Below are 13,485 nucleotides of genomic sequence, written 5' to 3' on the forward strand. Positions count from 1 at the left end.
GCCCATCCCAAAGAGAAGCCCGGACCCAGCCATCCGGACACTCCCAGCATGGCACTCGAATATGAACTCTTTATTAAGCGGTGCGTCGTCCCGAGGGCACGTCAGAACTCGACACGGGTGTCCAGCCCACCAACGATGCCAGGGAGGGCATCGCTCACGTCCACGGTGTAGCGGTAGACCTTGCGCGCATTCTCGTTGCGGCTCGCCGGATCCTGGAAGCGGAGCTTGACGTCCCAGCACTCGCAGCCTGGGGGCGCGCGCGTGCTGCCCTCCACGACGATCGAGTCCATCACCAGCCGCTCCTGGAAGGCGCCCTCGAACACCTCCCCGGCCTGGAAGGCGTGGGTGACCGCGAAGTTCAGGGCCCTGTCTCTCGCCGACACACCCAGGTTCCACGCCTTCTGGGCCAGTTGCTCCACGAAACGCTGCAGGTACGCCTGCCGCTCCTCGTACCGCTCGCGCTCGTCCGAAGCCTCCTCCGGCGGAAGCTCCCCCAGGCACCGTTGGGTGAAACGGGCGATGTTCCAGCAGCCCGTACCCCTCATGACGGGGATCAGTTGGGGCACAGCGTTGCCGGTCATCAGGCAGGTAGAGCCCGCGAAGCAACCGGCCACGCAAATGCGCTCGACGCCTTCCTTCTCCTGCTCCACCAGCAGGTGGATCAGTTGCTGGACGGAGGCGGTGGCCGATGACTCCTCGGGAGCCAGTGCGTAGATAGGTGTGCCGTCCAGGGTCAGGGTCCACGTGAGGCCCTGAGCGTCCTCGGGGTGCTCCCGCAGGTATTCGGCCAGATCCAGCGGTGCGAAGGCTTGCGTCTCCGGTCCCCCCAGGCGCTGCAGGAAGAAGTCCCGCCGCGCCTCGGAGTCAAAGTCGTAGCCCAGTCTGCCGAGAGCGAAGATGGCCGACGAAGCATCTGCCCGGGTCGTCCGGACTTCGGCCTGAGGGTGGATGCTCGAGCTCGGAGTCAACATGCTTCAGTCCTCATGGATCGGCACGGATCAAAGCCCCAGGGGCTGCGCCGCGCACCGCCGAGCAAAGCCCGCACCATCCTTGTCTAAGAGGAATATAGCGCAATTCAGGCCTGCCCTGCCTCTCCTGGAAACGCCGGACGTTCTCCGGTGCTCACGCGGCAGGCCGCGCGCGTTGCCGAGCGAACACATGTGCGCACAGGGCTCCTTCAGTCCTACCCGGCTCCGGAAGCTCTCGAAGTCCCGGTAGCGGAAGTCCGGACACGACTCCAAGCTCGCGTCCAGCACTCCATCGAAGGCTTCCGAGCCCTGCCGGGCTTCCCCCGTCCGCTCGAGCAGGCGGAGGTGACCAAGCGGGCAGGCTGCTCGCCTGGCTACTATACGACGAGGCAGCCAGAGGCGGCATGAGCGCGGTCCGCAGCGCCTCCTTCAATGGCGGCACGCCCCCGGAGCCCGCATGTATCGAGTCCCCTACAAGATCCTGATCGCCTGGATATGGATGGTGGGTTTCCAGGCTCTGGCCCACCCTCCACTCCGCTACCGCCGGGAGGTGGTGGTGGCTGGCTCCCCCTTCCAAGGCGTCCATGGGTTGGCCCTCTATGGCGAGCGGCACCTGCTGGCCAGCAATCTGCTCGGCCAATCGGTCCACCTCGTGGACTTACGCACGGGCGCGGTCTCCACCCTGGTAGGGCCTCCACTGGGCGGCGCGGATGATGTGACGTTGGGGCCCGATGGCTCCATCTACTGGACCGGCTACTTCTCCGGCCGGCTGATGCGGCGCACTCCCGATGGAAGGACGCGCATCATCGCCACCGATCTCCCAGGCCTCAACTCGCTGGCGTTCCGGCGGGACGGCAGGCTCTATGTCACCCAGCTCGGCCCGGCGGACGTGCTGTGGGAAGTGGATCCGCGCGGGTACCTGCCGCCTCGGCAGATCCTCTCCGGGCTCGGGTTCCTCAACGGCTTCGAGTTCGGCAGGGACGACCGGTTGTACGGCCCGCTCCTGCTCAAGGGGCAGATTGCCCGTATCAACGTGGATACGGGCTCCATCGAAGTCGTGGCCGAGGGATTCACGACGCCGGTCGCCGTCAACTTCGACTCGCGCCATGAGCACCTCTATGTGCTCGACTCGGCGCGTGGCGAGCTGATCCGCGTCCGCTTGCCCTCAGGAAGCAAGGAGCTTGTCGCGAGATTGCCCACCGGGCTCGACAACCTGGCGGTCGGCCCCGATGACCAGGTGTACGTGTCCAACATGGTGGACAACGACATCCGCGTGGTCAATCCCGCCACGGGTTCCTCCCAGCGCATCGTCGAGTCACGCTTGAGCGTGCCCTCGGGCATCGCTGTCGCGCCTGATGATCCGGACGAGCGCGTGTACGTGGCGGACGTGTACGCCCTTCGCCAGGTGGGGGGGCTCAATGGGAAGATCCACCAGACGACCCGTGCCCTCTCCACCCCGATGACCTTCCCGATGCACGTGAGCCTGAGCGCGGAGCACGTCGTGCTGAGCAGTGCTTACCGAGGGAACCTGCAGGTCCTGGATCGGACGTCCGGAGCAATCCTGCGGACGATTCCCAACACGAATGGTGTCCAGGGCGTTCTCGAACTCGGGGATGGCACGCTGCTCGTGGCCGAGGCCACCACGGGCCGGCTCGTGCTCGTGGGTGCCTCGGATTCCGCGGGGACTACGGTGCTGACCGCGGGACTGGAGGGACCGGTGGGACTCGCGGCTGACACGGAGGCGCGCGAGCCGGGGGTGTACGTCACCGAGGTGCGCTCGGGGCGGGTGACGCGGGTGCGCCTGTCGGATGGCGCACGGCGCACGGTGGCCAGGGGGTTGCTGGCACCCGAAGGAATTGCGCTGCATCCCGACGGTGGGCTCATCGTCGCCGAGGTGGGCCGCAAGCGGCTGGTGCGGATTGATCCGGCCACGGGGCAATCCACCGTGCTCGCGAGCGGCTTGCGCATCGGTCTACCCGAGAGCGCGAGCCTGCCACCGGGCTACCTCCCCACGGGGGTGGCCATCGGTGCGTCGGGGAGCATCTATCTGTCGTCCGATATCGAGAGCGCACTCTATCGGTTCGTGCCGGTTCCCTGAGGTTCGCGCGCTCAGCCCTTCTCTTTCCGGGTCGCGAAGAGCCAGTAGCCAACGAGCGTGAACAGGATGAAGTACCCGATGGCCATCACGTGAATGTCGACGGCGGGAGAGGCGACCTTGTTGCCGTGGCCCTCCCGCAGGTACTCGATCATCGTGTAGGAGTACGGGATCAGGAAGTTCCACCGCCAGGCCAACGCGGCCAACGTGCCTACCCAGAGCAGGAATCCGCAGCCGACCGGGATGAGGAAGTTCCTGAACCGCAAACTGACCGCGTACTGCAGTGCCACGATGGGCAGGCAGTCCACGAAGAACCTCAGGTCCTCCCCGAGGAAACGCGCGTGAGGAAGGGAACCCGCTGGATACGGCACGCCCGGCACGAGCAGATACGGGATCACTCCTGACAGATAGATCCCAACATTGAACAGCAGGAAGAATCCGCCGAGCATCAGGAGGATGATGGCCAGCTTGGAGAAGTAGATCGTCGCGGTGCTCAGCGGCAACACATGCACCAACTTCCAGGCGTTGTTCTTGTACTCGATCTGCGTGATCAACGTCGTCGCCAGGATCCCCCCCATTGGCAGGAAGAAGATCGCCGCTGACTCCCACGAGTTCCTCCAGAGCAATGGCCAAAACCCGTCCGTGGCGTAGAGCCCCGGCAGCCCTTCGCGATGGAACAACCTGACCACGATGATGACCGCCGGCGTGAAGAACGCCCCCACGATCACCATCCACGAGGCAAGGCTCTTGCGCTGCTTGAGCCACTCACTCTGAAGACTGTGGAAGAAGACCGTGTTCATGCGCGAGCCTCGATCAAATCCATGAAGATGGCCTCCAGATCGGTCCTGGCCACGTGGAGCTCGTACACGTCGAGACCGTGGCTCAGGAGGCAGCGGTTCACCGCGGCGATCTCTCCATCCGAGGCGTGCGGCATGAGGACCCTCCCCTCTTCGGCGCTGGCAGACAGTCCCTGATCCGTGAGGATCCGGAGGGCCTTGGCGTCATCGCTTGTGCGCAGAGTGACGGCCAGCCCCCGAGGCCGCTGCCGCCGGAGTTCGCTCATCGAGCCCTGGAACCTCATCGTCCCGCGGCTGATGATCCCGACATCCGTCACCAGCCGCTCGATCTCCGCGAGGAGATGGCTCGAGATCACGATCGTGATGCCGTGCTCCCGGTTCAGTTGCTTGAGGAGTTCCCGCATCTCGATGATCCCATTCGGATCCAGACCATTGGTGGGCTCATCCAGGATCAGCAGATCGGGGCTGTGCAGCAGTGCGATAGCGATGCCCAGCCTCTGCTTCATGCCCAGCGAGAACTGCCGGGTGCTCTTGCCGCCCGTGTCAGCCAGACCGACGAGCGTCAAGACCTCCTGGATGCGCCGCCGCGGGCACTGGTGGATCCTCCGCAACACCTCGAGGTTCTCGACGGCCGTGAGGTGGTCATAGAGCGAGGGGCTCTCGATGAGCGAGCCGATCCCGCGCAGGATCTCGAGACGATCCTGATCGAGGCTTCGTCCGAAGACCGAGATGGAGCCCTGCTGCTTCCTCAGCAGGCCCAGCATCAGACGCAGCGTCGTGGTCTTGCCGGCGCCGTTCGGGCCCAGGAACCCGTAGATGCTCCCCCGAGGCACCTCGAGATCGATGCCTCCCAGGACGGTCTCCCCGCCGTAGCGATGGACCAGTTCTCGGACTTGGACGCAGTGCATGAAATGAAGCTCCGGGCCGAAGAAATTTAATTCTTAGTTAAATTAAGGGGCGGATTCTTTAAGTCAAGCCTAAAGTCCACTCCGCCATGAGTGCGAAAACGACGAGCGCCCGGATCCAGGCGCGCAGCACCCTCCTCCGCCGCCTGATGACGTTGCTGGTGGCCTTGCTGTCGGCGTTGCTGGTCTTCGAGCGGTTCTCTGCCGTAACGATCGCACTCGTCCGCGAGGGGGGAGGAGAAGCGGCGCGCCGGCTGGCCCTGCAGTGCGTGGCGGCCTGTCCCGAGGTGTTCTATCTGCTGGCACTATGGTGGGTCCGGCAGGCCTTGGCCGCGTTCGCGCGAGGCGAGCTCTACACCCCGACCATCACCCAGGCCCTGCATCGCGTCGGAGTCATGCTGGCGGCCGGTGCGTTGATCGGCGTGTTCATCATCCCGAGTGTGATGCGCGCGCTCGGGTCCGGGCCGGGCTATGTGATCGCCTACGACGTAGGAGGGCTCGCTCTGGGCGCGGTCGGCCTTGCGCTGACGCTCCTCGCGAACGTCTTGACGCATGCCTTGGCCCTGCAGAATGAACTCGACGAGATCTTCTGATGCCCATCCGAATCACGCTGGACGACGTGCTCTCCAGAAAAGGCATGAAGGCGAAGCAGCTCGCCGAGCTGATCGGGGTGAGCCAGACGCACCTGTCCTTGTTCCGCTCGGGCAAGGTCCGCGGGGTCCGGTTCTCGACCCTGTCCAAGCTCTGCGCTGCACTCGAATGCGAGCCGGGCGATCTGATCCAATACGACCCTGATCCCGCGGACCTGATGATGCCAGATGAGGAGTGAGCCGATGATGAGACTGTATCGACTGCATCGCCCCAGCCTGGACGGGCTCGTGCAAGGCACGGAGCCCACCCCTGAGCCTGGGACACATGAGGTTCTGGTCCGCCTGCATGCGGCTTCCCTCAACTACAAGGATCTGTTGTTCGTCAAACCGGCGAGCGAAGGCGGCATCGAACTCCCCAGGCCGATGGTGCCCTTGTCCGACGCGGCGGGCGAAGTCATGGCGGTCGGCTCGGCTGTGACGCGTTTCGCCGTCGGCGACCCTGTCTCCGCGGTCGTTGTCACGGGGTGGTTCGAGGGGCCGATTCCGCGTGATGCCATGCCACGAGCGCTGGGAGTCGGGCACGATGGCGTGCTGAGCGAGTTTCGGTGTTTCCCCGAGATGGACCTCGTCAAGCTGCCGAAGGGCTACTCCTATCGCGACGGATCGACCCTACCGATCGCGGCACTGACGGCGTGGAACGCAGTAGAGCATGTGGAACCCGGCCAGACTGTCGTGGTTCTCGGCACGGGCGGCGTCGCGCTGTTCGCGTTGCAGTTCGCGAAGGCCGCGGGGGCGCACGTCATCATCACCTCGTCGAGCGACGAGAAGATCCAGCGTGCGAAAGCGCTGGGGGCCGACGAAGCCGTGAATTACCGGACGACGCCAGCCTGGCACGAGAAGATCCTGGAAATGACCGATGGTCGCGGGGCCGATCATATCGTCGAGACGGTCAGCGGTTCTTCCCTGGAGCTCTCGGTGGCCGCCACCGCCCTGGGTGGCCACATTCACCTGGTCGGCCTCCAGGACAGGGGCAGAATCGATCCCTATGGCATCCAGTATCGAGCGATCACCGTTCGCGGGATACGAATGGGCTCGAAGCGCCTGTTCGAAAGCATGATTGGCTTCATCGAGCGGCACGATATCCGCCCTGCCATCGACAAGGTGTTTCCGTTCGAGGATGTGCGCCCCGCGTACGAATACCTCAAACATGGACTGCACTTCGGCAAAGTCGTGATCGACCTCGGCTGAAGGGAGGTCTCCGTAGAAGCGAGACACTCCCCCTCCCTGTCTCCAGAGAGGGGGAGTCCGTGGGATCAGTCCTCGAAGAGAACGATAGGCTGTCCCACCAGGTTGTTGGCGATCTCGTCCTCGGTGTAGGCCACGTCCCGCCACTGCTTGCCGGAGTAGAGCGAAAGCTGATCGCGGAAGGTGGGCGAGGCGGTGTTGCCCGTCTGCCCATAGGTGAGCACCGCCCGGGCGCGCACGCCCTCGTCCACGAACTCCAGCGCCATCAGGAAGCTGGTGCCGGTGTTGACGACGTAGCCATCGGAGGTCAGCACCGTACGGCTGTTGATGACGGTGCCTCGGGGCGTGGGGGGCTCGGTGGTGGAGGTGTTGAGCGAAGGGCTGTAGTTGACAAGGTTCGCGACGCCGTCCTGATCCAAGCCACCGTTCAGAGGAATGTGCTGACCCGCACGCGGAGCGAACTGGACCTGGCCCAGCGGGGTATTCACGGAGATGCCTGCCTGCTGAAGCATCAGCACTGCGGCGGCGAGCTGGTCCAGCACGGGATCCGCCCCTGTCGCGGGGGCGGGCTTCAACGTGTTCGGAGTCGTGACAGGCGAGGTGTACGAGAAGGGCGTGGAGAACAGGGTCCCAGAAGCGGTCAGCGCGCTCGAACCAAAGCCCGCGATGAACTCGCGCCACAGCGCGGGACCTGCCTCGGAGGCATCGAACCGGCCATTCCAGGCGGCCAGCACCGCGCACGCCTGCGTGAGATCCACCGCGTGACCCTGAGCGGTGCCCGAGGGGTGGGCCAGGCAGCGCTGGACCACGGCGGGGAGTAGCAGCTCCGCAGTGGAGCTGCGATCGCTCAGGATGGTGTTCTGCAGCTCTTCCAGGGTGAAGAGGCCATCCGCGCCCGAAGCACCACTCGCGCTGACCTCGGACAGCATCATCCCGCTGATACGGGTCCGCACGGAGCGGGCGGTGCGCTCGGGGCCCTGGAGCGGCGAGTAGCCCTCGAGCACAACACTCGGGTGCGCCAGCCAGTGGCTGTCATTGCAGTTGAAGACGACATCCCGGCGCGCGAGCTGAGGGGCGTTGGCGGCAGGAATCAGGCCGGGGGAGCGAGTACCGGGAACCGCGACCCACTCATCCCGTGGGGTACTGCCGTCGAACAGGACGATTCCCGAGCGCAGCAGCACGGACTGGAGCGAGGTGGACTGCGCCAGCGCCGCCTGCCAGGCCTGGAGCGTGGCGATGCTGACATTGGGCGTGGCGGACCCGTCCACGAACCAGGCGTCGCCCTCGCGGCTGGTGGCCAGGGTGTTGACCCAGGGAATGCCCTGCTCCGTTGAGAACACCTGCTGGAACGCCGCCAGGTTCGCGGCCCCATTCATGCCCAGGAACTGGGAATTGAGCTTCTCGTTGTAGAGGTTCGCATCCCGATACGTGAGGGCCAGCGTGCCCGTCCAGCCCAGGCCCGAGAGGGAGATGATGGGGCCGTAGTGGCTCTTGTAGTAGGTGCGGGTGAGGCTGCTCAGGGTGCCATCCGGTTGGAGCACCTGGAGGGTGATGTCCTGGGAGCTCATCTGCCGCTCCTGCCCGTCATAGAGGTAGGTGGTGGGCTTGCCCGGCACCAGCTTCAGCGCATACGCGGTGAACCGGGCGCCCGTGGAAGACACGGTGTGTGTCCAGGCCACGTCCTGGTTGAAGCCGATGAGCACCCCCGGGACACCGACCAGGCTGGCGCCGTAGGCATCGAGCCTCCCGGGCACGGTGAGCTGGCTCTCCCACAGCCGCATCTCTCCTTCCCAGGGAAAGTGCGGGTTGGCCACGAGCATGCCAAGGCCCTCCGCCGAGCGGTCGGCTCCGAGCGCCCACCCGTTGCTTCCCAGGAGCGCGGAGGGAATCTCCATCACGGGGGACTCTCGCGGCTCCCATTTGCGAGCCGTCACCGCTGGAGGCTGGGCGGCGGCGATCGCATCCAGGATCCGGCTGCTGCTGGTCATCAGGGCGATCGAACGGTTGTAGGCCAGCAGGTCCACCACGTTGATGGGGGCCAGCCAGGGCTGACCGGCGCAGGGCAGCCCCGAGGCCTCGGGCTCACTCAAGAAGCGGTTGAAGCCCGTGACGAAGCCCGTCACCAGCTCCAGCACATCCGCGGACTGGCGATAGACCGAGTCCGCAGCCAGGCCCGTGAGATCCAGCACGCGGTACGCAAAGTCCGAGGTGACGTTGGCATTGCTGAGACCGGGACCAAAGTAGCGGGCGCGTTCGCCGCGCACCTTGACGATCTGATCGACCAGGGTGCAGGCGTGATCCTTCGCGAGCGCGTAGCCCTGCCCGTAACCCGCGCCCCGCAGATTCGAGGCGCGGATGTGGGGAATGCCATAGGCCGTGTAGCGGATCTCGGCCTCGTAAAGATGGGAGGGAGGCGGAGGAGAGGTGGCCTCCTCGCCGCAGCCCATGAGCGAAGGGAGCGCCCATAGCCACAGGAGGAACAGAGAGCGGAGACGATTCATGACAGCCTCGGGTCTTGCTGAGAGGGGGGGTGGGCAGAACTCGGGCGTGTTTCCTCGGCGGCTTCTGAAAATCCACCTGCCACCTGCCAGGCCTGCTCCGGGTAACGGGTGTAGCCCACGGCAGCCGTCAGCGTCATTTGGGGAGATCCACCTGCTCCTGAGTGCGAGTCACGGCGGCAAGTTCTTACCGGCGGGCAGGTCCTCCCAGGCAACATCTTGCCGTTGGCAGCGGCCTTTTCGCGCAGTGCGAGAGCAGGATGAGGTGGGCGAGCCGCTGGCCCAGGGGGTGCTCTGGAACCATGATCTCGAGGGCTCGCCCCTCACGACAAAGGAACATGATTCATGAGACTCCACCCTGCGTGGAAAGGTGCCTGGCTTGCCGCAGCGTTGTCGCTCATCGGGTGTGGTGAGGATCCCCCTTCCCCCTCCGTCCATCAGGGACTCATCTCCAGCAACCAGCTCTGGCGCGCGTCGGACAACCCTCACGTGGTGCGGGGCCTGGTGAACGTGCGAGGCGACTCGAATCCCGTGCTGACCCTGGAGGAGGGTGTCGTGGTCCGCTTCGAGCGGGACGCCGCGTTGCTCATCGGCGATGAAACAGAAGAGGTCGGAGCGCTGCGCGCGGTGGGCTCCTCGTCGGCTCCCATCCTCTTCACGGCCGACTCCGACAATCCCCAGCCTGGGTACTGGGGGGGCATCCATATGCTGGGAAAGTCCGCCGCGGGCACCGTCCTCTCCCACGCCACCATTGAATACGCGGGCGGCCTCCTCACCCTCTCCAGTGAACCGGAAGAAACCCTCAAGCGCACGGCGGCAGGCCTGCGTGTGATCGGAGACGTCGATGCGCGAGCTCCCGTGCGCTCCGTCACTGTCCAGGACGTCATCGTCCAGAAGAGCCAGAATCAAGGGGTCGTCCTGGTGGGCGCGGGGTTCACGGAGGACTCCCACCGCCTGACCGTGCGCGACACCATGGGCGTCGCTGTGAAGGCAAGCACCAACGAAGTAGGCACCCTCCCAGGAGACAGCGCTCTCGGAAACAACTCCACCAACGCTGTGCAGGTTTTCCTGGGCTCTGTCACCACCACCCAGACGTGGCCAAACCTCGGTGTCCCCTATCAGTTCGTCGATGAGACCGGTCTGGGCGTGCCCATCGGGCTCGTGGTGGGCTCAGCTTCCTCGCCCACGCTCACCCTGAGCGCCGGGATCGAGTTCCAGATGCCCGCCGAGAGCTTCATCCTCATCGGCACGAAGGACGAGAACGAGAATCCCCTGCCCGGCAAGCTCAAGGCCCAGGGCACGGCGCAGGCTCCCATCCGCTTCGTCCCCGCCTCCGCCTCGCCCACCAAGGGCTTCTGGTCGGGCCTGTTCTTCCAAGGCCCCGCCGGCTCGTCGCTGGATTACGTCACCGTCACCCATGCCGGCCTGCCCCTCTTCGGTGCATTGGGCAGGGGTAACATCAATGTGCTCACCGACATGGGCTTCTTCGTGACCCACAGCACGCTCAGCGACTCGTCCGGGTGCGGCATCGCCGTGGTCAGCTACTCGGCGAGCATCGCGGACTTCACCGCGTCAGCAGTCGAGAACGTCTTCACCAACAATGACGGCGAGGCGCAGTGCGAGATGTGAGCGCCCATGCGGCGAGGTGCGGCGCTACGAATGCAGGCGGATGAGCTGGGTACGGCTCATGGCGCGCATGTCATCGGCGATGCCCGAGATTTCATCCATCGCCCGACTGGCATCGGTGTCCGAGCCACGGGCGGACGCGTCCGCGGGTGTGGCGCGCAGCCGCTCGCTGCGCTGGGCGATGAACTTGAGGATGTAGGCCCGCTCGGCCCAGGCATCCGCACGCGCCTCGTTGAGCCCATGAGCACCGCCTTGCCCGGCCCGGGACAGCAGGGCCTTCGCCTGCTCGAACTGCGCCTGCGGCATGTGCATCAGCGTCCGTGCCGCCAGTTCCGCCTGAGCCTGCACCAGGATGCCCTCGTGCCCCGTCGTCGTCGTGGCGCGTGGATCCGCCACACCCCTGACCAGACCGTGACGGATCTCTGGCGGCAGCCGCTGAGCGGCCCGCGGGCTCTCCTTGGACAGGCTCAGCACTCGATCATACGCGCCGATGGCCCGCTTCGCGTTGGGACTCGCCAGCACATGCTGAAGCAACAGGATCTCGCGCTGGAGGTCGGCGCCGCTCAGTCCCTTGAGGTGCACGGCGATGCGAGCGCGCTCCGCATCCGCCACGCCAGTCCGGACAAGGGCGGCGTCGATCTGGGCCTGGGCTTGCGACACAAGATTCGTAGGGCGTGGGCCTTTTGCTGCCTCGAAACCATCGGCCATTACCGCGTACTCCTTGGGGTAACCACTTCGCGGCTCCCAGCTTAACCCACTTTCACTGGATCAGCCGCCTCGAGAGGCTGGGGCCCTCGGCAAGAAGTTGCCAGGAAGGACCTTCCCCACCGGCAGGAAGTTGCCGGATCTTCAGGGGGAGCGGCTCGCTTCTCCCTCTGAAGGTCCAACAGCCAGGGATCGGCATCCGCGTTGCAACGAGTTCGGGAGTCCGTTTCGGTAGGGCTCCATCTCGGCTACTTGCTCCTCGGGGGAGAAAGTGTCGGAACGTCCTACCGAAACGGACCCGACTAAACTGGGCCCATTGCAGGCTTGTATCCAAGGACCCCAGACATGCCATCTCCTCCTCGCTCCCTTGCCGACTGGAAGCCTCTCTGGCGGGTGTGGACGATCGCAGTCCTGCTGCTGCCGGGCCTCGGCCACGCAGCCGCGAATTGCGCCGAGCTTCACGCGCAGAACCCCTCGGCCCCGGATGGCACCTACTCCTTCACGCTCAGCGGCCAGCAAGTGGAGCTGTACTGCCATGACATGGCCGGCACGCCTCGGGAGTACCTCACGCTGCCGCATACCGGGCCCACCACCAACTACTCCCTCTATGGCCCAGGGAACACCTCTCCGGAAGGGCTGACGACGTGGTACACCCAGGTGCGCTTCGAGCCTGAGACACTTACGCTCGTGATGGACGACCCCACCTTCTCCAAGAGCCAGGGCTCGGTTCGTTTCGGAGACACCGTCATCTCCAGCCACGCACTGGCGAGCGCGACCTCCTGCTCGGGCAAGGCGAATGGCCAGAGCAACGTGGACCTGACGGGCACCCCTTTCGACATCCTCCCCGAGCAGTTCCAGACCGATGGACATCTGTCGGATGGCGTGGCCGTCTTCACCGGCACCCAGATCGTCAACATGGTGGGCGGAGGCGCCTGTGGTGGCATCACCGCCGTCGACAACCGCCTGCGACTCAACTTGCGGTCCGCTCCGGAGGTTCCTCCGGAGCTGGTCCACAGCTATAGCTTCACCCTCAGCGCGTCCGACTCGGTGAGCGGTGCAAACGGCTCCCTCGAGGGAGACGCCTGGGCTGATGAAGAGGTGTTCCTGAACGGAACGGATGCCTACGTGAGCCTTCCCATCAGCGACACCCTCGTCCACCTCGACGATGCGACCTTCGAAGTCTGGGTGACGTGGAATGAGTGGGAAGAGAAGACCGCTGCGCACATCTTCCACTTCTTCAACGACGCCACGAACTCCTCGCTGGCGCTGATCGCGACCGAGGACACCCGGCCCCTCTTCGCCATCACCTCTCCCGATGGGGACAGGGTGCAGGTGCTGCCGAGCAAGCACTCGCTCCCGTTGGGAGTGCCCACCCAACTCGTGGTGACCCTGGACCCTACGGCGAAGCTCATCCGCCTGTACGTCAATGGCCTGGAGGTGGCGCGATCCGTCTTGAAGTACACCCCGTCCCAGTTGGGCCCTCTCACGAACAACTGGTTGGGCCGCGCGCAGCAGGCGGCAACCCCTTTCTTCAGGGGCTCCATCTCGGAGTTTCGCGTCTACCGGACGGTCCTTTCGCCGAGCCTCATCGCAGCCCGCTTCAGTGATCCCGTGGCGCCCGGGGCCCCTTCCTTCCGGGAGCCATCCCCCTCTCAGAGATTCTCCACGGCAACGCCTCGCTTCTCCGGCATGGCCGAGCCCGGCAGCACCGTCACCCTTCTTGTCGACGGCGTGAAGATCGGCTCCGTTGAAGCCAATGACCACGGCGATTGGAGCTACCAGCTCACCGCTCCACTCTCCTGGGGAGAGCACCGCGCCTCGGCTACAGCCACCGACAACGTCGGCAACATCAGCGCCCCTTTCCTCGGGGTCTCCTTCTCTACTGCACAGCTGGGCGTCTATGGCCTGAGCTGCGCGGCCTCTTCCTCCTCCTGGCAGAGCCCTTGGCTCTGGGCCCTGCTGCTCATCGGGCTCCTCCGCCCGCGCTCCTGTTCATTCCAGAAAGGTCCTTTACATTGAGGCGGTAATCTCGGGTAGGCAGGTACCCGACCGGCCA

Annotated in this window: 11 protein-coding genes; 6 read left to right on the forward strand and 5 right to left on the reverse strand. The window is 65.3% G+C overall.

The window, feature by feature from the left end; all coding sequences use genetic code 11:
* Positions 1–101: 101 nt before the first annotated feature.
* Positions 102–971 (reverse strand): cyanobactin maturation protease PatG family protein, encoded by an 870-nt coding sequence (locus KY501_RS24030; protein WP_224365587.1) that lies wholly within the window; start codon positions 969–971, stop codon positions 102–104.
* Positions 972–1,425: 454 nt separating this feature from the next.
* Between KY501_RS24030 and KY501_RS24035 the strand changes: the two genes are divergently transcribed.
* The gene (locus tag KY501_RS24035) at positions 1,426–3,066 is read left to right on the forward strand and encodes a Vgb family protein (RefSeq protein ID WP_224365588.1); all 1,641 of its coding nucleotides are present in this window, start codon (positions 1,426–1,428) and stop codon (positions 3,064–3,066) included.
* 11 nt (positions 3,067–3,077) lie between these two features.
* Here KY501_RS24035 and KY501_RS24040 read toward each other — a convergent pair whose 3' ends face one another.
* On the reverse strand, positions 3,078–3,863 hold the full coding sequence (locus KY501_RS24040) for an ABC transporter permease (RefSeq protein WP_224365589.1): 786 nt from the start codon (positions 3,861–3,863) through the stop codon (positions 3,078–3,080).
* Positions 3,860–4,768 (reverse strand): ABC transporter ATP-binding protein, encoded by a 909-nt coding sequence (locus tag KY501_RS24045; RefSeq protein ID WP_224365590.1) that lies wholly within the window; start codon positions 4,766–4,768, stop codon positions 3,860–3,862. Before KY501_RS24045 ends, KY501_RS24040 begins: the two co-directional genes overlap by 4 nt.
* 86 nt (positions 4,769–4,854) lie before the next feature.
* Between KY501_RS24045 and KY501_RS24050 the strand changes: the two genes are divergently transcribed.
* From KY501_RS24050 to KY501_RS24060, 3 genes are read left to right on the forward strand one after another with little or no spacing between them, the layout of a single operon-like run.
* Positions 4,855–5,358 carry a DUF2975 domain-containing protein gene (locus KY501_RS24050; protein WP_224365591.1) on the forward strand — a complete coding sequence of 168 codons (504 nt, stop codon included), beginning with the start codon at positions 4,855–4,857 and terminating at the stop codon, positions 5,356–5,358.
* A complete protein-coding gene (locus tag KY501_RS24055) occupies positions 5,358–5,594 on the forward strand; it encodes a helix-turn-helix domain-containing protein (RefSeq protein ID WP_224365592.1) in 237 nt (78 codons plus the stop codon). Before KY501_RS24050 ends, KY501_RS24055 begins: the two co-directional genes overlap by 1 nt.
* A 4-nt stretch (positions 5,595–5,598) precedes the next feature.
* Complete coding sequence (locus tag KY501_RS24060) at positions 5,599–6,603, forward strand: zinc-dependent alcohol dehydrogenase family protein (RefSeq protein ID WP_224365593.1); 1,005 nt, start codon at positions 5,599–5,601, stop codon at positions 6,601–6,603.
* Between the two features lie 65 nt (positions 6,604–6,668).
* On the opposite strand, the gene KY501_RS24065 is transcribed toward KY501_RS24060, so the two are convergent.
* Positions 6,669–9,101, reverse strand: coding sequence for a penicillin acylase family protein (locus tag KY501_RS24065; RefSeq protein WP_224365594.1), 2,433 nt, complete (start codon positions 9,099–9,101; stop codon positions 6,669–6,671).
* Between the two features lie 342 nt (positions 9,102–9,443).
* Between KY501_RS24065 and KY501_RS24070 the strand changes: the two genes are divergently transcribed.
* The gene (locus KY501_RS24070; RefSeq protein ID WP_224365595.1) at positions 9,444–10,727 is read left to right on the forward strand and encodes a beta-helix domain-containing protein; all 1,284 of its coding nucleotides are present in this window, start codon (positions 9,444–9,446) and stop codon (positions 10,725–10,727) included.
* A gap of 24 nt (positions 10,728–10,751) precedes the next feature.
* On the opposite strand, the gene KY501_RS24075 is transcribed toward KY501_RS24070, so the two are convergent.
* The gene (locus tag KY501_RS24075; protein WP_224365596.1) at positions 10,752–11,432 is read right to left on the reverse strand and encodes a hypothetical protein; all 681 of its coding nucleotides are present in this window, start codon (positions 11,430–11,432) and stop codon (positions 10,752–10,754) included.
* Positions 11,433–11,774: 342 nt separating this feature from the next.
* Between KY501_RS24075 and KY501_RS24080 the strand changes: the two genes are divergently transcribed.
* Complete coding sequence (locus tag KY501_RS24080; protein WP_224365597.1) at positions 11,775–13,448, forward strand: LamG-like jellyroll fold domain-containing protein; 1,674 nt, start codon at positions 11,775–11,777, stop codon at positions 13,446–13,448.
* Positions 13,449–13,485 lie beyond the last annotated feature (37 nt).

This window comes from Hyalangium versicolor, from assembly GCF_020103695.1.
GTDB lineage: Bacteria > Myxococcota > Myxococcia > Myxococcales > Myxococcaceae > Hyalangium > Hyalangium versicolor.